This window comes from Rhizobium rhizogenes NBRC 13257, from assembly GCF_000696095.1.
In the GTDB taxonomy this organism is placed as follows: domain Bacteria; phylum Pseudomonadota; class Alphaproteobacteria; order Rhizobiales; family Rhizobiaceae; genus Rhizobium; species Rhizobium rhizogenes.
On record NZ_BAYX01000004.1, the window covers coordinates 365,830 to 387,364 of the forward strand.

At 60.1% G+C, this 21,535-nt stretch carries 19 protein-coding genes; 13 read left to right on the forward strand and 6 right to left on the reverse strand.

Going from position 1 to position 21,535, the window contains the following annotated elements:
• Window positions 1–34: 34 nt before the first annotated feature.
• Window positions 35–547: a DUF2867 domain-containing protein gene (locus RRH01S_RS11240; RefSeq protein WP_042471654.1), complete on the forward strand. Its 513-nt coding sequence runs from the start codon at window positions 35–37 to the stop codon at window positions 545–547.
• Here the strand turns inward: RRH01S_RS11240 and RRH01S_RS11245 are convergent.
• Both RRH01S_RS11245 and RRH01S_RS11250 read right to left on the reverse strand, forming a co-directional pair.
• On the reverse strand, window positions 525–1,616 hold the full coding sequence (locus tag RRH01S_RS11245; protein WP_042471655.1) for a TraB/GumN family protein: 1,092 nt from the start codon (window positions 1,614–1,616) through the stop codon (window positions 525–527). The two genes, RRH01S_RS11240 and RRH01S_RS11245, sit on opposite strands and share 23 nt — an antisense overlap.
• A gap of 133 nt (window positions 1,617–1,749) precedes the next feature.
• Window positions 1,750–2,685 (reverse strand): tyrosine recombinase XerC, encoded by a 936-nt coding sequence (locus RRH01S_RS11250; RefSeq protein WP_012652657.1) that lies wholly within the window; start codon window positions 2,683–2,685, stop codon window positions 1,750–1,752.
• 243 nt (window positions 2,686–2,928) lie between these two features.
• Between RRH01S_RS11250 and RRH01S_RS11255 the strand changes: the two genes are divergently transcribed.
• Both RRH01S_RS11255 and RRH01S_RS11260 read left to right on the forward strand, forming a co-directional pair.
• On the forward strand, window positions 2,929–3,885 hold the full coding sequence (locus RRH01S_RS11255; protein ID WP_042471658.1) for a GNAT family N-acetyltransferase: 957 nt from the start codon (window positions 2,929–2,931) through the stop codon (window positions 3,883–3,885).
• A complete protein-coding gene (locus RRH01S_RS11260) occupies window positions 3,882–4,610 on the forward strand; it encodes a nucleoside/nucleotide kinase family protein (RefSeq protein ID WP_052365199.1) in 729 nt (242 codons plus the stop codon). Before RRH01S_RS11255 ends, RRH01S_RS11260 begins: the two co-directional genes overlap by 4 nt.
• Window positions 4,611–4,690: 80 nt before the next feature.
• Here RRH01S_RS11260 and RRH01S_RS11265 read toward each other — a convergent pair whose 3' ends face one another.
• Window positions 4,691–5,896 carry a S41 family peptidase gene (locus RRH01S_RS11265; protein WP_042471661.1) on the reverse strand — a complete coding sequence of 402 codons (1,206 nt, stop codon included), beginning with the start codon at window positions 5,894–5,896 and terminating at the stop codon, window positions 4,691–4,693.
• Between the two features lie 178 nt (window positions 5,897–6,074).
• On the opposite strand from RRH01S_RS11265, the gene RRH01S_RS11270 reads away from it, so the two are divergent.
• Window positions 6,075–8,306: a primosomal protein N' gene (locus RRH01S_RS11270; RefSeq protein ID WP_012652653.1), complete on the forward strand. Its 2,232-nt coding sequence runs from the start codon at window positions 6,075–6,077 to the stop codon at window positions 8,304–8,306.
• 2 nt (window positions 8,307–8,308) lie between these two features.
• On the opposite strand, the gene RRH01S_RS11275 is transcribed toward RRH01S_RS11270, so the two are convergent.
• Entirely contained in the window at window positions 8,309–9,364 is a 1,056-nt protein-coding gene (locus RRH01S_RS11275; RefSeq protein ID WP_234711678.1) for a nucleotidyltransferase family protein, read from the reverse strand.
• A 254-nt stretch (window positions 9,365–9,618) separates the two neighbouring features.
• Here RRH01S_RS11275 and RRH01S_RS11280 point away from each other — a divergent pair, with 254 nt between their 5' ends.
• The 6 genes from RRH01S_RS11280 (at window position 9,619) to RRH01S_RS11305 (ending at window position 15,211) form a co-directional block, all read left to right on the forward strand.
• Window positions 9,619–10,002 carry an AGROH133_08824 family phage infection protein gene (locus RRH01S_RS11280; RefSeq protein ID WP_037218917.1) on the forward strand — a complete coding sequence of 128 codons (384 nt, stop codon included), beginning with the start codon at window positions 9,619–9,621 and terminating at the stop codon, window positions 10,000–10,002.
• 262 nt (window positions 10,003–10,264) lie between these two features.
• Window positions 10,265–10,831 (forward strand): F0F1 ATP synthase subunit delta, encoded by a 567-nt coding sequence (locus RRH01S_RS11285; protein WP_007690120.1) that lies wholly within the window; start codon window positions 10,265–10,267, stop codon window positions 10,829–10,831.
• Window positions 10,831–12,360 (forward strand): F0F1 ATP synthase subunit alpha, encoded by a 1,530-nt coding sequence (gene atpA / locus RRH01S_RS11290; protein WP_034521639.1) that lies wholly within the window; start codon window positions 10,831–10,833, stop codon window positions 12,358–12,360. The genes RRH01S_RS11285 and atpA overlap by 1 nt, the downstream gene beginning before the upstream one ends.
• A 29-nt stretch (window positions 12,361–12,389) precedes the next feature.
• Window positions 12,390–13,274 carry a F0F1 ATP synthase subunit gamma gene (locus RRH01S_RS11295; RefSeq protein ID WP_012652648.1) on the forward strand — a complete coding sequence of 295 codons (885 nt, stop codon included), beginning with the start codon at window positions 12,390–12,392 and terminating at the stop codon, window positions 13,272–13,274.
• Between the two features lie 23 nt (window positions 13,275–13,297).
• Window positions 13,298–14,728, forward strand: a complete 1,431-nt coding sequence (gene atpD, locus RRH01S_RS11300; protein WP_034521637.1) for a F0F1 ATP synthase subunit beta — start codon at window positions 13,298–13,300, stop codon at window positions 14,726–14,728.
• A 75-nt stretch (window positions 14,729–14,803) separates the two neighbouring features.
• On the forward strand, window positions 14,804–15,211 hold the full coding sequence (locus RRH01S_RS11305; RefSeq protein WP_012652646.1) for a F0F1 ATP synthase subunit epsilon: 408 nt from the start codon (window positions 14,804–14,806) through the stop codon (window positions 15,209–15,211).
• A 73-nt stretch (window positions 15,212–15,284) separates the two neighbouring features.
• Here the strand turns inward: RRH01S_RS11305 and RRH01S_RS11310 are convergent, their stop codons facing one another.
• The gene (locus RRH01S_RS11310; RefSeq protein ID WP_012652645.1) at window positions 15,285–16,184 is read right to left on the reverse strand and encodes a LysR substrate-binding domain-containing protein; all 900 of its coding nucleotides are present in this window, start codon (window positions 16,182–16,184) and stop codon (window positions 15,285–15,287) included.
• A gap of 118 nt (window positions 16,185–16,302) precedes the next feature.
• On the opposite strand from RRH01S_RS11310, the gene RRH01S_RS11315 reads away from it, so the two are divergent.
• From RRH01S_RS11315 to RRH01S_RS11325, 3 genes are read left to right on the forward strand one after another with little or no spacing between them, the layout of a single operon-like run.
• A complete protein-coding gene (locus RRH01S_RS11315) occupies window positions 16,303–17,448 on the forward strand; it encodes an iron-containing alcohol dehydrogenase (RefSeq protein WP_042471664.1) in 1,146 nt (381 codons plus the stop codon).
• Between the two features lies 1 nt (window position 17,449).
• Window positions 17,450–18,949 (forward strand): aldehyde dehydrogenase, encoded by a 1,500-nt coding sequence (locus RRH01S_RS11320; protein WP_012652643.1) that lies wholly within the window; start codon window positions 17,450–17,452, stop codon window positions 18,947–18,949.
• Between the two features lie 21 nt (window positions 18,950–18,970).
• Window positions 18,971–20,092: a mandelate racemase/muconate lactonizing enzyme family protein gene (locus RRH01S_RS11325; RefSeq protein WP_042471668.1), complete on the forward strand. Its 1,122-nt coding sequence runs from the start codon at window positions 18,971–18,973 to the stop codon at window positions 20,090–20,092.
• A gap of 67 nt (window positions 20,093–20,159) precedes the next feature.
• Here the strand turns inward: RRH01S_RS11325 and RRH01S_RS11330 are convergent, their stop codons facing one another.
• Window positions 20,160–21,371 carry an acyltransferase family protein gene (locus RRH01S_RS11330; protein WP_042471671.1) on the reverse strand — a complete coding sequence of 404 codons (1,212 nt, stop codon included), beginning with the start codon at window positions 21,369–21,371 and terminating at the stop codon, window positions 20,160–20,162.
• Window positions 21,372–21,535 lie beyond the last annotated feature (164 nt).

Consider the following 21,535-nt stretch of genomic DNA (forward strand, 5'->3'; position numbering starts at 1 on the left):
CTAGGTTGTGGCAACCGAGACAGCGGATGAGACGATGCCGGCAAAGCCCATAATGATTGAACCGCGTATGCCACACCCCGCATTGCCGGGGGCTGATTGGGCGGATTGTTTCGAGCTGCAAGTTCCGACATCGGATTTTACGGCGACCGTTGCTGCGGGCATGATACTCGACCATTTTCCGCTCTGGGTGCGGTCGCTGCTGAGGCTGCGTGACGCAGTGACGGGCGTTTTCGGCCTGAGATCCAGTGGATATCGTGCACCGGACGGGCCGGAGATGGTCGGCTTCTTCCCGGTTGTCAGCAAATCAGACAACCAGGTCGTTCTCGGATTCGATGACAAACACCTCGATTTCCGCGTCGTGATCGATGTGCGGGATGATGGTGAGGGACGCCGGCTCGTCGATGCGACGACGCTGGTGAAGCGGAACATCCTGCTTGGCAAGATCTATCTCGCCGTGATCGCGCCGTTCCACCGGCTGATTGTCCAGACGATGCTGGTCGATTTTGGCAAGCGAATGGGCGCGGTCAGTCGACCGCAGTCACTGTAAAGCCCTGCTTGCGCAACAGCGCCACCAATCCCTCATCGCCAGCCAGATGCAGAGCGCCAACAGCCATGAAGACATTGCCCTTGGTGAGGATCGGGGCTGCGCGTTCGCCCATCACCTTGTTGCGGTCAAGCACGATGCGCTGCTCGAAGGTGCCGGCGTCGTCGTCGGACAGGTTCTGGTCTGGGTCGATGTTCTTCAGCATCGGCATGATCGCGCCGACATTGCCGGCGAGGTAGAGGTCGGTCATCGTTTCGTTGATGTCGTTGATCCTGTCGCCGAGTTCCAGCGTCTGGAGCAGCGATTTCATGTGCAGCTCGATCGGCAGGTCGCTCATCGCCTTGGCCTGTTCGGCAAGCGTCTCCAGGCCCTTGACCTGCTTGCCGGCCGCAGCGGCATCGGCGGCAAGCTTCTGATCGAGGAATTTTATGCCGGACGCCTTGCGGCGGATTTCGCAGCCGGTCATCTGGAAGGAGCTTGAAATCAGCCAGGGCTGCATGTGGGAAACGGCGGCAAGCGGCACGCCGCGTTGTTTCAGGGCCGCTTCCAGCCGGGCGTTGTCCTCGGGTGACAGATGCTGGCCGATGGTACCGCCGTTGGGCAGCATGGTCAGCGACGGATTAATGAAGAGGGCCGCCGCCGCCTTCTTGTCGTCGAGGATTTCATCGGATTCGACGATGATCGTATCGGCCGTGGCGCTGGCCTCGGCCGCACCCTTCGGCATGGTCGTGACGCGCGTGTCGCTGACATGCATGGTGCCGAGCAGCCAGGAGGGTTTCAGGCCGGGTTTTTCGATTTTCCAGAAAATCCCCTTGCCGTTCGCGACCTTGTCGCCATCGGCAAGGATCGAGGCATATTTCGCGGGGTCGGTCTTCTGCAGCTCCGTCATGAGGTTCTTGCCGCCGCAGCTATCCGACGCGGTTTCGTCGGCATGCGCCGGCACTGATGATAGCACCGCAATGATCAGCGCGATCACCAGCATCACCGGAAAGGCCGTCGCCAGCCAGAAGAAAATATCACCGGGCCTCGGTGCCGTCAGCCGCGCCGTCTTGATCCCGAGAGCAGATATCATCCCAACCTTCCAAAAGCAGACTATATGATCCCGAAAGCCGCGAAATAGCATCCGAACGGGATCATGCCGAAACTGGTCTCTGCTCTATCCGCCCGAAGCGCATATTCCCTTAACGCGAGGGGTTAACGCTTTCTTACGCGCGCGGATGAGCCCGATCGTAGACTTCCAGCAGGCGCGACTGATCGACGCCGGTGTAGACCTGCGTCGTCGAGAGGCTGGCATGGCCGAGCAATTCCTGGATTGTGCGCAGGTCGCCGCCACCTGCCAAGAGGTGCGTGGCGAAAGAATGGCGCAGGGCGTGTGGAGTCGCCGTGTCCGGCAGGCCGAAGGCGCTGCGCAGTTTCTGCATGCCGCGCTGGATGATGCCCGGATGCAGCTTGCCGCCGCGCGCGCCACGGAAAAGGGGAGAGCCGGCGTCGAGATGATAGGGACAGATCGCGCGGTATCTCTCGACCGCTTCGGCGACGACGGGCAACAGCGGCACCAGCCGCGTCTTGTTGCCCTTGCCGGTGATGCGCAGTGCTGTTGCGCCGGGGCGTATGTCGTCCGGCGTCAGGTCCAGCGCCTCGGAGATGCGCAGGCCGCAGCCATAGAGCAGGGTCAGTACCGCCGCATCGCGCGCGGCGATCCAGGGCTCCTCGTGCAGCTGCGCCTCGTCGCTGACGACGGTGATGGCCTGGGTGTCCGAGAGCGGCTTCGGCAGGGACTTGGGCTGCTTGGGCGAGCGCACCGCGCCGGCGCCGGCGGCATTCACCAGGCCTTTCTTTTCGAGATAGCGCAGCAGCGAACGAAGGCCGGCGAGATTGCGCCCGAGCGAACGCGCGCCGGCGCCATCCTTGCGGCGCGCGGCGAGAAATCCACGGAAATCGGCAGGCCGCAGCGCCTGGATATCATTGATGCTTGCCGGACCGCCAAGATGGCCGGTCAGAAAGGTCAAGAATTGTCGGGTGTCGCGCTCATAGGCATCCAGCGTATGGGCGGACAGCCGGCGCTCCTGGCCGAGCACCTCCAACCAGCGGCTGCGCTCGTCCATCAACTTGGGGTCGGCAATGATCAACAACTCGTTCAGTGGAAAACCCCTTGAATTCCAAAATCATTCTGCCACTTTGAAGTGGGGAAGGTTATGGAATCGCTAACAATCCTACTGCGCCGCGCTTCCTTTGCGTGCGGAAAGAACACAGTAGTCCTTTTCAACTGCGTATAAGCTGTTCCTTAAATCAAATCGGATTTAAGTGGTTATGCGCGAGGCGCTTGTCATGCTTCGATCATATTCGATTGCGATAGAGTACAACCCAACCATCCAGGGCATTTCATGGCACGTCGCGGTTCGATAACTGCATTGGGACAACTTGCAGAAGCGATCGCTTTGGTGTCCCAGGGCCAGCCCGGACATATCGTCGATACGCTGATCGCCGAGCGCGGCCAGAAGATCGTTCGCAACCCGCTCTGGCCGGTGATGCGGCCCTTTCTCTATACGTTGCTGCGCTACAACAAGGCGATCGAATTCGCCGATGACGTCGCCAAGCTGCCGGGTTTCCAGTGCTTCGAATATATGAGCGATCTGCTGAAGCTCGACATTGGCGTGACCCATGCCGAGCGTATTCCTGCTTCCGGCGGCTTCATTCTCGTCAGCAACCATCCGACCGGCATTGCCGACGGCGTCGCGGTGTTCGACCTCCTGAAATCGCGCCGGCCCGATATGATGGTCTTTGCCAATCGCGACGCTGTGCGGGTCAATCCGCGCTTTTCCGAGATGATCATCCCGGTCGAATGGCGCGACGAATACAAGAGCAAGCTGAAGACGCGCGAGACGCTGCAAATCACCAATCGAGCCGTTGCCGACGGCAAGGTCACCGTGCTCTTCCCATCCGGCCGCATTGCCTATTGGGCAAATGGCAGACTGAACGAGCGGCCGTGGAAGACCTCGGCCGTCGGGCTCGCGCGCAAATACAATCTGCCGATCCTGCCGGTGCATCTGACGGCGCGCAATTCCGGATTGTTCTACTGGTTCGCCAAATGGTCGACGGAGCTGCGCGACATGACGGTTTTCCACGAACTCCTCAACAAGCGCGGCGACCGCTTTGATTTCCTGATCGGCAATCTGATTCCGGCCGAGCATCTCGACGGCGATGTCAACGAAGTGACCAAGGCGCTGGAGAAGCACACGGTCTTCGATCTGGCTCGTGATGGCGATGCGACGTTTGCGCCGATGAGCGCGCCGGCTGAGCCTGCGGATATGGTCGCCGAGGTCAAGGAACACTCCGCATGAGCGCTGTTGTCAGCGATGAGGTGTCTTCATTGAGGACAACCTTGTTGGTTGATCTCGCCGCCATGATTGCAAAGGTCGAATCGGCAAGGCCCATTCGTGTTGCGATCGACGGGAGGACAGCATCCGGGAAAACAACGCTGGCTAACGAACTGGCCAGTTGTCTCGCGGCTAAAGGCCGGGACGTTATTCGCACATCGATCGATGGCTTCCATAGGCCAAGGGTGGAACGTTATGCACGCGGGCGGCATTCCGCCGAAGGCTATTATTACGACGCGCGCGACCTTCCGGCTATCAACGCGCTGCTTCTCTCTCCTTTGGGGCCGGGTGGTGATCGCTGGTACCGCACGGCATCATTCGATCTCGACAATGATTTTCCCATCGAACAAGCCCCGCAATTCGCTTCGGCGGATGCTATCCTCATCGTGGACGGGACCTTTCTCCAGCGCCCTGAGCTGCGTGACGGATGGGACCTGACGGTCTTCGTCGAAACCACGGAACGTGTCTCCGAACAACGAGACATAGATCGCGACGCCGCGTACTTGGGCGGAACAGAGACCACACGTCAGCTTTATGCCGATCGGTATCGGCCGGCCTTTGATCTCTATCAGCGCTTGTGCGCGCCTGCTTCCGCTGCCGATGTCATTTTCAACAACGACAATTTCGAACAGCCTGCTCTTCGGGTTCGTGGAGATGGCAGGCTTTCAGCAGTATCGCGAAATCTCTGATATTCACGGAATTCGGTAGCAGATGCCACTAACTGGGACGGGGCATTTATGGCAACTTTGCGGACTGAGCCGCCGTTCGTCTAATCGTTCAGACTCTTTAGAATTTGTTGATAGAATGCGCCTTGTGCATTCTCAGCAGTAGACCTTACGACCCATTCCCATTCCCATTCCCATTCCCATTCCCATTCCCAATCCAAATTCAGTTTTCCTGCCGGGACCATTTGCCGCGCGATCTCAGCCGGTGTGGTTTCGTTGCTAGTTCCGTTCTCCCAGTCGTGAAAGGCTGATGAGTATCGAACGACCGCTCCGCTGATCGGCAAATCGAACAACCCTCCCTCGGCAAAAAACATCAACCCGTCGCCCATTTCTTCCCCGATGAGTTTGAGCCTACGTCCCAAACGATGTTTGAGGATGGCTACAAACACTATCGCTGCGGAAAACGTGAATTTGTCGACAAGCACAACAACCTGCCTGCTTGCGTTTTCAGAGATGGCGTCGATCAAGGGCATCGTTTGAAGGAAGTCGCCACCGGTGTTTCCGCGAAGGTCAATCAAGAGTTTTTTGTTCGAGCAGGTGCTTACATGCTCCGCTGCACCAGAGATGGCTTTCGGCAGCGCACTTTCGCTTGGATCGAAGAAACTTGGCAATAATATCGAAAGCCCAAGCCCCTGCCAGTCCTTAATCTCCACAAATCTCTCGGGTACCCAGGCCGGATCAGCCTTGCCATGCTCGTTTCTTGGGTAGAGCATCGATGCAGGAACCGTATGCCCGTTCTCCACTTTCAAATCGGTTATCTGCCCATTCTCGTCTTTCACGCGATATTCAGTCGTATTCTCTTTTGAAGAAAAACCTAGGTGAGCTAATGCATACGGCCATGCGAGAAGAATCGGGCCGATGACCCGTTTCCTCTGGCGCGTTCCCGCCAGAAATTTCTCTGCGGCGGCTTCAATTTGGCCCAAAGGTGTGCCGTTGACTGCTATCAGCTCTCCTCTTGGCGCAGTTGTTTCTGGTGCCGTGTCAGTTAACTGCACCACCGTCCCGACGCTCACAAACCTCAGCGGGAGCACCGAGATGGAATCGTTCGGGATCAGCCGTGTGTGTCCATTGTCGGGAAGTGCGAGTAGGCGCATCGCGGAAAACAGAAAGGCCTCTTTGGAGCCCTCCAAAGCGTATCGTCGAGTGTCATAAACGTAGCTGTCTATCATCGCCTGTTCGATCCGCCGAAAGCTGGGATCGGTTGGCAGGACAGTTTCTAGAATTTTCTCGAGGTCTTGCGTCAGGGACATGATTCACGGTGCGCATAGTTGCTCGTCGATGTCCAGATTGGGCCGATAGTGGTCATTGGTGGCATTGCCACATAAGACCCGAATATTCAGGGCAGCTTGCAGACCGCCCGCATTTTGCGAATGGCTTGGGCCACTCCCGGGTTCCCTTTTGCCGCCGCTCGGGGCATGGTCTGGCGCAATGAGTAAAGATTCTTCCGATCTGTTCGGTGCGTTGTTCGAGGCCGCGCCCGCTAAAGCTGTGATGACCCGCACGGTTCCGGTTCTGGTGCCGATGCCGGCGTCAAAACCCTATTCCTATGCGGTGCCGGAGGGCATGGCGGTCGAGCCGGGCTCTGTCGTGCAGGTGCCGCTTGGGCCGAGGCAGGTGATCGGCGTCGTCTGGGATGGTGGCGACGAGGGTGGCGTCGATCCGAAGAAGCTGCGGCCGATCAGCCGTGTCTTCGATTGCCCGCCGCTTGCCAAGCAGATGCGCGATTTCATCGATTGGGTCGCGGCTTACACGCTGTCGCCGCCCGGCCTCGTTGCCCGCATGGCGCTGAGGGTCCCGGCTGCCTTCGATCCCGAGCCGATGGTCGAGGGGTTGCGTTTTGCCGGTGGCACACCGGAGCGGCTGACGCCGGCCCGCGTGCGGGTGATGGAGATGGCGAATGACGGCCTCTCCTGGACGCGCAGCGGGCTGGCGCATGCGGCCGGCGTTTCGACAAGCGTCATCGATGGGCTGATCACGCAGGGCGTCTTCGAAACCGTGTTCCTGCCGCCGCCGCCGCTCGTTGCCAAGCCCGACCCGGATTACGCCGCCTCGCGGCTCGAAGGCCCGCAGCGCGAAGCGGCCGACGAGATATTGGTGGAGGTGCGCAAACAGGAATTCTCCGTCTCGCTGATCGACGGCGTCACCGGCTCGGGTAAGACTGAGGTCTATTTCGAGGCAATCGCCGAGACGCTGAAGCGCGGCAAGCAGGTGCTGATCCTTCTGCCGGAAATCGCGCTGACGGCGAGCTTCCTTGAGCGGTTCCAGGATCGTTTCGGCGCCAAGCCGGCCGAATGGCATTCGGATCTGGCGCCACGCACGCGCGAAAAGGTCTGGCGGCAGGCGGTGACCGGCGAAGTGCGCGTGGTTGCCGGCGCGCGCTCGGCACTGTTCCTGCCCTTCGAGGATCTTGGCCTTATCATTGTCGATGAAGAGCATGATCCCGCCTACAAGCAGGAAGACCGCGTTTATTATAATGCCCGCGACATGGCGGTGGTGCGCGGCCGCATCGCCGATTTCCCGGTCGTGCTGGTCTCGGCGACGCCCTCGGTCGAGAGCCAGGTCAATGGCCAGAGCGGGCGCTACAGCACCATCCATCTGCCGACCCGCTTCGGCGATGCGGCAATGCCGGACCTGCATCTGGTCGACATGCGCCGACATGCGCCGGAGCGCGGAGGCTTCCTGTCGCCATTGCTGATCCGGGCGATCGGCAAGACGGTGGAGAAGGGCCAGCAGTCACTGTTGTTCCTCAACAGGCGCGGATATGCGCCGCTGACACTCTGCCGGGTCTGCGGCCATCGCTTTCAGTGCCCGCAATGTTCGAGCTGGCTGGTGGAGCATCGGTTTCGCGGCCAGCTCCAGTGCCATCAATGCGGCTATGCCGAGCGGACGCCGGAGGCATGCCCGGAATGCGGCACGCTCGACCATCTTGTCGCCTGCGGCCCCGGCGTCGAGCGTATCGCTGAGGAAGTCGAGCGGCATTTTCCCGAGGCGCGGACGATCGTGCTCTCCTCCGACATCATGGGCGGTGTCAAAAGGCTGCGGTTGGAGCTCGACGCCATCGCCAAGGGCGAGGCGGATATCGTCATTGGCACGCAGCTCGTAGCCAAGGGGCATAATTTCCCACTGATGACGCTGGTCGGCATTATCGACGCCGATCTCGGCCTCGCCAATGGCGATCCGCGCGCCGCCGAGCGGACGTTCCAGCTCTTGTCGCAGGTGACAGGCCGCGCCGGGCGAACCGGCCTCAAGAGTCATGGCCTGCTGCAAACCTATCAGCCGCAGCATCCGGTCATGCAGGCAATCGTCTCCGGCGATGCCAGCGCCTTTTATGAGCGCGAGATTTCAGAACGGGAGAGGGCGGTGCTGCCGCCCTTCGGACGGCTTGCCTCGATCATCGTCTCGGCCGAGACCCGCCAGGATGCCGAGACCCACGCGCGCAGCATGCGCAGTGCGGCGCCACAGGTGCAGGGCATCTCCGTCCTCGGACCGGCGGAAGCACCGCTTGCCTTGGTGCGCGGCCGCCATCGCTTCCGCCTGCTGGTGCACGGCAAGCGCAATTCCGACATGCAGGGGTTCCTCCGGGCCCTGTTGGCGCAGGCGCCGAAGGAGCGCGGCTCGGTGCATGTTCAGCTGGATATCGATCCACAGAGCTTTTTGTGAGGTTACCAGTTCGGTTCGATCTTATCGTCCGGCGACTTGTGTGTTGTCTCTTGTAGCTCACGAGACAGGCTTCGCAGGCTCTTGGGAACCGCGCCGAGTGCGGTGTCGTCAAATCGGAGATGTGGCACGTAACGGCCTATCATATCGGCGACCACATAAGCTTGCGCTTCATCGCGGAGCTTCTTCAAGGGGTCGCGATCTTCCCGGCGTGAGAGCCAAAGCTTGTGTAGGGCAAAACTTCTCGGGTCGGGGCAGGTATAGTGTACGGGATAGCCGCGCTCATCAAGAACGATAACTGTTACTTTAGGGCTGTTTATGAGCCATTGCAGAACCTGGATCTCGACGGCGGCGAGATCATCCTCATTCTCGCCAATGCCGGCAGGTCTGGAACTGTTGAGTGGACGTGATGGCATAGGGCCGATCAGATCGACCAGATATCCATCCTTGTTTGCTGCGCGAAAGCTCCGCTTGCCAAGTGCATGAAATGATTTGTCGGCTGTGCGTAAGACGCCCATCAGACCTTCCGCGCCGATACTCCTCCGCAAAAGGTTGAGGTTGGTTCGCGCATCGAACAGCAGGTCGATATCCCCAGTGGCGAGCAGACTGCTGTCGATCTTGACGCCGCTGAGCCGTTCATAGGCAAAAAGTGCGTTGGTACCGACAATGTCCAAAGCATTTCCGATAAGGTTCGCCTTGTTAAGCGCCCGCAGGATACGAGCCGTCGTCAACGGCATCCTGCCAAGCCGCATGGCCCGGTTGATGGCGGCCATTTCATCGAGCCGCGTCGATAACGTGGCCAAGTGCTGCCGACGTTCGCTTCTGCCCTCATGGAATTGCATATAGGTGCGTTCCGTTTCGGAAGAGCGCGGGCCGAGTGATTTCCACGAGGTTTTTGTCTTGCGATATAGGTAATCGCGCCCGGAAACGGTTTTCCATGCCATGGAGCCTGCAAATCGATGAGATAGATCGGCATTTACGGCCAGCCATGCTTCGAATAGCTGCTCCGTATCGATCGTCTGTCTTATTTGATTGCTCTTCATTTCATTGAAATAAAACAATTTATCCCTTTTATATGACTTTCCTGCTGAAAAGGGATAAATTCATTTCAGCGAAGCGATGCCTCCAGCAGAAAATTATCCCTTCTTAAGGAAGATATCAGTTAAAAGGGATAAATCAAATATTTTCATAGCATTACGATGCGAAGTATAATGTGCTAAGGCATTCCATTCCGCATTCCCTCTTGTCGCACTTCATGCCATATGTCGATCTGTTCATATGGTTGATTTGATTTGGGCTGATTTGGGGACGATCGATGGAGTTCTATTTTCCGACTGACCTGGGCGAGCGGCTTGCCTATTGCTCGGCAGCGTTTACGGCCTTCATCGGTCTCGTTGTGATGTTCGCGCCGGGCTACACCTATCGCTTTCTTCGGCTGCAGGTGCGCGAAGGGCGATCGGAGGCCTATGCCGAGGCGCGCTCGGCTGGCGGTTTCTATCTCGGCTTCGGGGTGGTCGCGATATTGCTCGCCCAGCCGATGATCTATCTGGCGCTCGGGGCGTCGTTTGCGGTCGCCGCCTTCGGTAGAATTCTTTCGATCATGTCCGACCGGGGAAAAGCGTGGCTCAATCTGCTGCTTCTGGTTGTTCAGGTTGCATTGGCCGCTCTACCCCTTCTTTACGGATTTGGTTACATTTGAGCCAAAATCGGGCATGCGCCGGCTGTCATTGCCCGCTCTATCCCCATGGTTCTGAACTTTTGCCATCATAAATTCACTCGAATGGCGTATTCGGCGAATACGCGTGTTGCGAGTCTCAATATCCTATGTTAGACGAACCCCGAATTTCGGATGCGGCAGGAGGAAGCTCCTGTTGATTTCTGGGGGAAATCAAAACGAATTCAAGAGCATGTGGCTTCCGTGCCCCGGAAGCTGAACTCTTGGGTTGAAATCAGGGAATTTTGTGCCCGTGGCAGACACATCCCAGCATATTTCTGGTGTTGCAGAGCGATATGCCTCGTCATTGTTCGAGCTGGCCCTTGAGGAGGGTGCTGTTCCGGCAGTGACCGCCGATCTCGATCGGTTTCAAGCCATGCTGGATGACAGCGGTGATCTGAAGCGTTTCATCTCCAGCCCGGTCTTTTCGGCTGAAGAGCAGGTTGGTGCAGTTCAGGCTCTGGCGACCAAGGCAGGCTTCGGCGCCTATTTTACCAATTTCCTCAAAGTCGTGGCAAAGAACCGGCGCCTTTTTGCGCTGCCGGGCATGGTCAAGGCTTTCCGTATTATTGCCGCGCAGCATCGCGGAGAAGTTTCCGCCGAGATCACCTCGGCTCATGCGCTGACGAAGGCGCAGGAAAATGAATTGAAGGCGGCGCTGAAGGGCGTAACCGGCAAGGACGTGGCGATTGCCGTCACGGTCGATCCGTCGATCCTGGGTGGTCTGATCGTTAAGGTCGGTTCGCGCCAGATCGATACGTCCCTTCGCACCAAACTCTCTACCCTTAAGCTTGCATTGAAAGAGGTCGGCTGATGGATATCCGCGCCGCGGAAATTTCCGCAATTCTGAAAGATCAGATTAAAAATTTCGGCCAAGAAGCCGAAGTCTCCGAAGTCGGCCAGGTTCTTTCCGTCGGTGACGGTATCGCCCGCGTCTACGGTCTGGACAATGTCCAGGCCGGCGAAATGGTCGAGTTCCCCGGCGGCATTCGTGGTATGGCCCTGAACCTCGAATCCGACAATGTCGGCGTGGTCATCTTCGGCTCCGACCGCGACATCAAGGAAGGCGACACCGTCAAGCGTACTGGCGCGATCGTCGACGTTCCGGTCGGTCCGGAACTGCTCGGCCGCGTCGTTGACGCCCTCGGCAACCCGATCGACGGCAAGGGCCCGATCAACGCGACCCGCCGTTCGCGCGTCGACGTCAAGGCTCCGGGCATCATCCCGCGCAAGTCGGTTCATGAGCCGATGTCGACCGGCCTCAAGGCTATCGACGCGCTGATCCCGGTCGGCCGCGGCCAGCGCGAGCTGGTCATCGGTGACCGCCAGACCGGCAAGACCGCCATCATTCTCGACACGATCCTGAACCAGAAGGCCATCCACGATGTCGGCCCGGACAGCGAAAAGCTGTACTGCGTCTACGTCGCCGTCGGTCAGAAGCGTTCGACCGTTGCTCAGTTCGTCAAGGTGCTCGAAGAGCGCGGCGCCCTGAAGTACTCGATCATTGTTGCTGCAACGGCGTCCGATCCGGCTCCGATGCAGTTCCTGGCACCGTTTGCCGGTTGCGCCATGGGCGAATATTTCCGCGACAACGGCATGCACGCCCTGATCGGCTATGACGATCTGTCGAAGCAGGCCGTTTCATACCGTCAGATGTCGCTGCTGCTGCGCCGCCCGCCGGGCCGCGAAGCCTATCCGGGCGACGTTTTCTACCTGCATTCGCGTCTCCTTGAGCGCGCTGCTAAGATGAACGACGAATTGGGCGCCGGTTCGCTGACCGCTCTGCCGGTCATCGAAACGCAGGGCAACGACGTTTCGGCCTTCATTCCGACCAACGTGATCTCGATCACCGACGGCCAGATCTTCCTCGAAACCGACCTGTTCTATCAGGGCATTCGTCCGGCCGTTAACGTCGGTCTGTCGGTTTCGCGCGTTGGTTCGTCCGCGCAGATCAAGGCGATGAAGCAGGTTGCCGGCTCGATCAAGGGCGAACTCGCCCAGTATCGTGAAATGGCCGCCTTCGCTCAGTTCGGTTCGGACCTTGATGCCGCAACGCAGCGCCTGCTGAACCGCGGCGCACGCCTGACCGAACTCCTGAAGCAGCCGCAGTTCTCGCCGCTGAAGGTGGAAGAGCAGGTTGCGGTAATCTTCGCCGGCGTCAACGGCTACCTCGACAAGATCGCTGTTCCGCAGATCGGCAAGTTCGAGCAGGGTCTGCTTTCGTACCTCCGCTCGGAAGGCAAGGAACTCCTCGATACGATCCGCACCGAAAAGGCCATCAGCGACGCGACCAAGAGCAAGCTTACGGCTGCTCTCGACAGCTACGCCAAGTCTTTCGCCTGATCGGACCTCACTTCTAGGACGGATACCGGATGCCTTCACTTAAGGATCTGAAAAACCGGATCGCCTCCGTCAAGGCGACGCAGAAGATCACCAAGGCGATGAAAATGGTCGCCGCGGCGAAGCTTCGGCGTGCCCAGGAGGCGGCTGAGGCCGCACGGCCCTATTCGCAGCGCATGGGCGCCGTTCTTGCCAACATCACGGCAGCCGTCAGCGATGCTGACGGTGCGCCGCTTCTGATGACGGGCACCGGCAAGAGCGATGTGCATCTGCTCGTGGTCTGCACGGCTGAACGCGGCCTTTGCGGCGGCTTCAATTCGCAGATCGCGCGCTTTGCCCGCGATCACGTCCGCAAGCTGCTCGCCGAAGGCAAGACCGTGAAGATCTTCACGGTCGGCAAGAAGGGCTACGATATTCTGCGCCGCGAGTATGCTTCGCTGATCATCGAGCGCAAGGAACTGCGCGACGTTAAGCGCGTGGGCTTCGAGAATGCCGACGCCCTCGGCAAGCGCATAATAGAGATGTTCGAAGCCGGCGAATTTGACGTCTGCACGCTGTTCTATTCCGAGTTCAAGTCGGTAATCAGCCAGGTGCCGACGGGATTGCAGCTTATCCCGGCTTCGGCTCCTGCCGTTGTTGAGGAAGATGCCGCCCACAAGGGTGCTGTTTATGAATACGAGCCGGATGCGGCTTCGATCCTTGCGGACCTGATCCCGCGCAACATCTCGGTCCAGATTTTCCGCGCGCTCCTCGAGAACGTCGCCGGCGAAATGGGCTCCAAGATGAGCGCCATGGACAATGCGACGCGCAATGCCGGTGAAATGATCAACAAACTGACGCTGAGCTACAACCGCCAGCGCCAGGCGCAGATCACCAAGGAATTGATTGAAATCATTTCGGGCGCGGAAGCGCTCTGAGGTTAGGAAAAGAGGGTAAGATTATGGCTGACGCAGCTAAGGCCGCAGTTTCGGTCGGCAAGGTTACGCAGGTTATCGGCGCCGTCGTTGACGTTCATTTCGATGGCGATCTGCCGAAGATCCTGAATGCTCTCGAAACCAGCAACAATGGCAGCCGCCTTGTTCTGGAAGTCGCGCAGCACCTCGGCGAAAACTCGGTCCGCACGATCGCCATGGACTCCACCGAAGGTCTGGTCCGCGGCCAGCCCGTTTCCGACACCGGCGCGCCGATCTCGGTTCCGGTCGGTTACGAAACGCTCGGCCGTATCATGAACGTCATCGGCGAGCCGGTTGACGAAGCCGGTCCGCTGGTTACCGCTACCAAGCGCTCGATCCACCAGGAAGCTCCGTCTTACGTCGAGCAGTCCACCGAAGGCCAGATCCTGGTCACCGGCATCAAGGTCGTCGACCTGCTCGCACCTTACGCAAAGGGCGGCAAGATCGGCCTGTTCGGCGGCGCCGGCGTCGGCAAGACCGTTCTGATCATGGAATTGATCAACAACGTCGCCAAGGCGCATGGTGGTTACTCGGTATTCGCAGGCGTGGGTGAACGTACCCGCGAAGGCAACGACCTTTACCACGAAATGATCGAATCCGGCGTCAACAAGCATGGCGGCGGCGAAGGCTCCAAGGCTGCGCTGGTTTACGGCCAGATGAACGAACCGCCGGGCGCCCGCGCTCGCGTCGCTCTGACCGGTCTGACGGTTGCTGAAAACTTCCGCGATGAAGGCCAGGACGTTCTGTTCTTCGTCGACAACATCTTCCGCTTCACCCAGGCAGGTTCGGAAGTGTCGGCTCTGCTCGGCCGTATTCCTTCGGCCGTTGGTTATCAGCCGACGCTTGCTACCGACATGGGTCAGATGCAGGAACGCATCACCACGACGACCAAGGGCTCGATCACCTCGGTTCAGGCCATTTACGTTCCGGCCGACGACTTGACCGACCCGGCGCCGGCTACCTCGTTCGCCCACTTGGACGCAACGACGGTTCTGTCGCGCTCGATCGCTGAAAAGGGTATCTACCCGGCCGTCGACCCGCTCGACTCCACCTCGCGCATGCTCGACCCGCTGGTCGTCGGCGAAGAGCACTATGAAATCGCTCGTAAGGTCCAGTCGACCCTGCAGCGCTACAAGGCTCTCCAGGACATCATCGCGATCCTGGGCATGGACGAACTGTCGGAAGAAGACAAGTTGGCCGTTGCCCGCGCCCGTAAGATCGAACGTTTCCTGTCGCAGCCGTTCTTCGTCGCCGAAATCTTCACCGGTTCGCCGGGCAAGCTCGTCGCCCTCGAAGACACGATCAAGGGCTTCAAGGGCCTGGTCAACGGCGACTACGATCATCTGCCGGAAGCTGCTTTCTACATGGTCGGCTCGATCGAAGAAGCGATCGAAAAGGCCAAGAAGCTGGCTGCCTGATAAGGCCAATCCAACGGCGCGCGGTTTTTCGTGCGCCGTTGCCTTGAAATAAAGACAATCGAGAAGTGAGCGGTCATGGCTGACAATTTCAATTTCGAACTGGTGTCTCCAGAGCGTCTGCTTCTGTCGGAGCAGGTTATCGATGTCGTCATTCCCGCCAGCGAAGGTGAGATGACCGTCATGGCCCACCATGCGCCGACCATGACCACGATCAAGCCGGGCGTCGTCAAGGTGCATTCGGCTTCGGGCAAGAAGCAGGATTACGTCGTGTTCGGCGGTTTCGCCGACATTCTGCCGACCGGCTGCACGCTGCTGGCCGAGTCCGCTATCCCGGTTGAAGATCTGAACCAGGATGAGCTGACGCGCCGCATCAATGCCGCCAAGGCCGAACTCGAAGATGCGGAGCATCACGAGCACAAGTCCCGCCTTGAGCATTTCATCATGGAACTCACGCATCTGAGCGGCTCGATCCAGAAGGATTGATCCCTAGAGTTCAGTCAGTGGTTTCGAACGAAAGCGGCCTTTCCCGGCCGCTTTTTTTGTTGTGCTGCCGAGGCTATTGGTTTGCCAGCAGGTGCCGGTGCAACTGTCCGGCCTCAGCCGAGAGGGTTCGGAAACGCGGCGCGCCAAGATAGTAGCCGAAGCCACTTTCGACCTGGTCGTTGCCGATCGTGACCAGTGCGCCGGAGCGCAGATAGTCTTCGATGAGCCCAAGGCTGCCGAGTGCGATGCCCTCGCCGCGCAAGGCAGCTTCGACCGCCATGATATAGGTGGAGAAGGAGAGCCGTGGTCGCGGCAGCTTACCCTTCAACGGATCGCCGATGCGGCCGAACCATTGGCGAAAGCTGATCCAGTGGGCGTTGGCGCGCTCGTAGTCGATCAGATCCAGACCGGCGATATCGGCCGATGTCAGCGCCTGCGGGTCGAGGCCGCGACTTGCGAGGTAGTCCGGCGAGGCGATCGGCACCAGCACTTCCTTCATCAGCGGCGTCAGGTTCCAGCGTGGATGTTCGCCTGTGGAGTAGATGATGATGAGATCGTTGGTCTCCGATGCCAGCTCCGAGTGGACGTCCGTGGTCAGCAGGCGTACGGAAATGCCGGGGCTTTCCTTGCCGAAATCCCTGAGCCTCTTCCCGAGCCAGAGATGCGAGATTGAACCACTGGCGGCGATGGAAATGATTTCGCCGGCGCCGGTGCGGAATGGCTCCAGGCTCTCCTCCAGATATTCGAGTGTTGCCCGCACGCGCTGAGACAGCCGCTCGCCCTCCGGCGTCAGCGCCAGGTTCCGGCCGCGCCGGGTGAAGAGAATAGCGCCTAAGTGATCCTCCAGCCCCTTGATACGCCGGCTGACGGCCGCTTGGGTGATGTTCAGCTCACGGCCGGCGCGGGAAAAGTTCATCGCCCGGGCCGCGGTATCGAACACGCGGAAGGCCTCCAGCGGTATTTTCTCGAGCATCGTCTCTCCATAACTTCAGATCATCAATATCCCCGATAAATGCGCGGATTTGAAGAGCTGAAATTGTGATGCAGGATGAGGACATCGTAATCGACCGCATTTTCCTGGGTGATCTGCCGTGTCCTTCTCCATCTCTGCTATTCCTGACATCCGCTTCGGTGACGGCGCACTCGCTGACCTTGCCGCCGCCGTCAAATCCTTCGAGGGGGTCACTGCTACTCTTCTGGTAATCGATGCGTTCCTGGCGCAATCGGGTCTTGCCGACAGGATCAAGGCCGATCTGGCCGGGGCAGGGATCTCGACAGAGGTCTTCTCGGATTTCTCCGGTGAGCCGAAGCTCGCGCATCTTCGCGCAGCTCTGGTGACGGCCAAGGGCGTGGATATGGTGATCGGCGTCGGTGGCGGCTCGGCCCTGGATATCGCCAAGATCGCCGCCTGTTGCGCCGCTTCCGGCGCCGATCCGATGTTCTATGCGCTGGCCGTCAACCCGCTGCCAAAGACGCCGTTGAAGAAGATCCTGGTGCCGACCACCGCCGGCACCGGTTCGGAGACTTCGGCCACCAACATCTTCGCCGGTCCGGAGGGCAAAAAGCTCTGGATCTGGGGGCCGGAAACCAAGGCCGATCTCGTCATCCTCGACCCGGTGCTGACCACGACGCTGCCCGCCAGCCTCACCGCCTGGTGCGGCCTCGATGCCTTCATCCATGCCTTTGAGGCGGCGACGAACCGCAACACGCATCCCGGCGCGCAGTTCTACGCGCATCAGGCGCTGCGGCTGATCACGGGCTCGCTGGAGACGGCGGTAAGAGAGCCCGGCAATCTCGAGGCGCGGGGCGATGTGCTGCTCGGCTCCTGCTTTGCCGGTATCGCCATCGACAATTGCGGCACGGCAATCGCGCATAATATCAGTCATGCGCTGGCCGGCCTTGCACCAGTCCACCATGGGCTGGCGACCGCGCTCGGCTTTGAGGCAACGCTGCCATGGCTGGTCGAGGCCGGCACGGATGAGCTCAATGCCGCCGCGAAAGCCTGCGGTCTTGAAAGTGCCGCCGCGCTGCCCGCCTTCGTCTCCGGCTGGATGGATCGCTGCGGCATCGTCCGCGCCCTGCCGTCCGCCTTCAAGCCCTTCGATGAGGCCGATCTGGAGCAGGAAATGCGCGCGCCGGAAAACCAGCCGATGCGGCGTTCGACCGTCCGCGATGTGACGGATGCCGAGATCGACCGCTTCGCCGCCGCCATCATGGCGCTGCCGAAAGGAATTTGAGATGACCAAGGACTATACGCGCGACTATTGGGAGAACGTTCTCTCCGGCCTGAAGCTCGAGGGGCGGCATTTTATCGACGGCGCCTATCGGGCTTCTTCTTCCGGCGAGACCTTCACCCGTATCCGCCCGATGGATGGCAGACCGGGCGCGCAATTGGGGCGTGGCAATGCCGCCGATATCGATGCTGCCGTCGTGGCCGCCCGCACCACCTTCGAAAGCGGTGTCTGGCGCAAGAAGGAGCCGCTGGAAAAGAAGAGGATCATGCTGAAATGGGCCGAGCTGATCCGTGCCCATGGCGAGGAGCTCGCCATGCTGGAGACGCTGGATGTCGGCAAGCCGGTCATGGCGTCGCTCACCGTCGATGTCCGCCTCTGCGCCGACGGCATCCAGTTCTATGGAGAGATGATCGACAAGATCTATGACGAGATCGCGCCGACCGGCCCGAATGCCCGCGCTCTCGTGCGCAAGGTGCCGCTCGGCGTCATCGGCGCGATCACACCCTGGAACTATCCGATGATCATCGATGCCTGGAAGCTTGGGCCAGCGATCGCCGCTGGCAATTCCGTGGTGTTGAAGCCGGCGGAGCAATCCTCGCTCTCGGCCATCCGGCTTGCTGAGCTTGGCTTCGAAGCGGGCCTGCCCGCCGGCGTCCTCAACGTCGTCACCGGTTACGGCGAGGAGACCGGCAAGCCGCTGGCGCTGCACATGGATGTCGACATGATCGCCTTCACCGGCTCGACCGAGGTCGGCAAGCTGATTATGGGCTATGCGGCGCAATCGAACGTCAAGCGCGTGGCGCTGGAACTTGGCGGCAAGTCGCCGCTGGTCGTCTTCGAAGATGCGGATCTCGATGTGGCCGCGAGTGCTGTCGCCTGGGGCTGCTTCTACAATTCCGGCGAGACCTGCCATGCCTCGACGCGACTGATCGTGCAGCGCTCCGTGCAGGATAAGTTGATCGAAAAGATCGAGGCGGTGACGCAATCCGACATCGCGCTGAAGCATCCGCTCGACCCTGCCGCCCAGATCGGCGCGCTGATCGAGGAGGAGCATATGAACAAGGTGCTTTCGATGATCGCTACCGGCGAGAAGGAGGGCGCACGCCGCGCCTTCGGGGCCAAGCGGGTGCTGAGCGAAACCGGCGGCTATTATGTCTCGCCCGGCGTCTTCGTCGACATGACCAACGACATGAGCCTGGCGCGGCAGGAAATTTTCGGGCCGGTGCTGGCTGCTATTCCCTTCGATACGGAGGAGGAGGCGCTGAAGATCGCCAACGACACAATCTATGGCCTTGCCGGTGCCGTTTTCACCAGGGACATGGACCGAGCCCATCGCTTTTCCGAGGCGATCCATGCGGGTACGGTGTGGATCAACACCTATGACATGTCGAATTTCGCCACGCCGTTCGGCGGCTTCAAGCAATCCGGTTTCGGCCGTGACCGCTCGGTGCACGCGATCGACAAATATTGTGACTACAAGACCATCTGGCAGCAGTTCGGCTGAGGTTCACGGGGAGGCACTATCATGAGCAGGATCGTTTCCATCGAGATCAGCCATCATCGGTTGCTGCTCGATCCGCCGTTCAAGGCAAGCTGGGACGGCCGGCCCCGCCGGAATTTCGACGCGACGATCGTCCGTATTCGCGATGACGAGGGTCGCGAAGGCATTGGCTCCGGCGACCTAATGAAGGGTTTCGAGGGGCATGAGGATCTGTTCATCGGTGAGGATCCGCGCCATCTCGAGCGCCATTACGAAGTCCTGTCGCACATCAATTTCCACTATGGCCGCTGCTGGCCGATGGATCTGGCGCTGTGGGACCTCTCCGGCAAGATCACCGGGGAGCCGGTCTGGCGCATGCTTGGCGGCCGTGCCAGCCGCGTGCGGCTCTACGCCTCCTCCGGCGTCCTGCGTGAGCCTGCCGCAATGGCGGAGCAGGCGGAGCGCTATATCGCCGAAGGCTTTCCGGCGATGAAAGTGCGCTTTTCCTCGTCGTCAGGCGGCCGCAGCAGCTGGCGCGACGATGTAAAGGCGCTGGAGGCAGTCCGCGCCCGGGTCGGCGACCGGCTGGAGCTTATGGTCGACTGCAATCAGGGTTGGCGCATGCCCTGGGACACGACGTTGTCCTGGACCTTCAAGGACGCGCTGACGGTGGCAAGGGAGCTGGAACGGCTCGGCGTCTACTGGATGGAAGAGCCGCTGCACCGCTCCGACCGCAAGGGCATGAAAGAGCTGAAGCAGGCCACATCGCTGCGCATCGCCGGCGGCGAGATGACGCGCGAGCTCTATGAATTCCGCGATATCATCGAGGAACGCGCCTTCGATGTCGTCCAGCCCGACGTGGCGCTTGTCGGCGGTATCACCGGCTGCCGGCGGCTGGCCTATCAGGCGCGCGAGGCCGGCGTGCAGTTCACCCCGCACTCCTGGACGAACGGCATCGGTGTGCTGGCGAACGCGCATCTGAGCGCGGGCGTCGGCGATGTGGCCTGGCTCGAATATCCCTACGACAATCCGGAATGGAGCGAGGCGCGACGTGACTTTCCGATGGCGTCGCCGCTCACGCATCAGGATGGTTGGCTGGATCTTGGAGAGGCACCGGGCCTTGGGGTTGTTCTCGATGAGGAACGCTTGAAAGCCACGCGTATCTGACGGGATGCTCGGCAACCCTAGTCGAGCTTCTTTGCCGTCCAGCGGTGTCCGTTTGGCGGCCTTTTTATCAGGCTTGGACGATCTTGCTTGTCGATTGCTCGCGGGCACGAGCCCAGCGCATGACGGGGCGCTCCAGGAAGACATAGCTGAGGGTGCCGATCGCAAAGATGATGGTGGTTGCGATGAGGCTCGAGGTGAACCATCCGCCGAACACGTCATCGGAGCCGGTCCCGAAGGTCCAGGGGAATAGCTTCTTCATCAACAACAAGACGATATCCTGCCAGATATAGACGCCGAAGGAGACGGTGGCGATATAGCGGCTGAGACGATTGTCGAGAACGTGGCGAAGGGCGATCGATTGCGGCAGGGCACAGAGGGCGCCGGCAACGGCGAGCGGAAAGACCGGAAAGCGATAGGGAATGCCGAGCCAGCCGTAACCTTCCCAGCTACCGCTGACGGATATCCAGATTTCGGCGATGCCGATGACCATAGCGAGGCTGGCCAGGACATCAAAGAGCAGCGAGCGCTTGCTGGGGATCATGGTCTGGATGCCTGACGCCAGGGCGCCGATGGCAAAGATCGCAAAGAAACCAATCGGATTATAGCGTGGCATCCACTCCTTTGCGCCGCCCTGGAAGCCATGCTCCCAGCCCCGCCCGACGCTGTCGAGCGGGATATAGGTGACGATCAGCCAATGGCCCAGAAGCGCTAAAGCGATGATGCCGAGCCAGAACATACGGGCAGGCAGGGCAGTGCGCAGTCTCAGGGCTGGGCTGAAGAGCAGCAGGAAAGCGATCGGCAGCAGCACATAGCAGGTCGTCTCGAAGGGGATGGACCAAAGCGGCCCGTTATCCTCTACCGGGAAGAAAGTGCGCCAATGCCACTGGCTCATCAGGAAGAAACCGGAGACGTAGCGCCCGGCCAGTTCGCGATCGAGCGGAAAATCATAGACAGTGAAACTCAAGATGAAGCCGACCGTCAGGGCAAACCAGAAGCCCGGCAGGATGCGGGCGGCCCGGCGCATGGCGTAGATTGTCAGCGAAGGCGGCGGCAAGCCCTTATCCAGCGCCAGCCAGAAGGGCCGCGACAGCAAAAAGCCGCTGAGCACAAAGAAGACCGAGACGCCGTAATTGCCGAAGCGTGCGAGAATGAGCGGCAGGGCCAGGGCATCGGGGAGGTAGCTGAAGTCCATTCGCAGCACGAGATGGTGGGCAAGCACCATCAGGCACGCTACAGCGCGCACGAAATCCGCTCCTCCCAGCCGCGTCTCTTTCTCCATCCTCGTCCCTCTGGAACCGCCTAGATATTGGGTTAGGCCATCGAGGCGGCGTCGGCAAGGGTGTGGCTTGATCGACTGAGGAGGAGAAAGGCGCCCGGGCGTATGCGGCGCAGGCCCGGGCGCCGAGCCGGTCTTCCGTACCTGCCAGAAACGGAAGAGCGGTG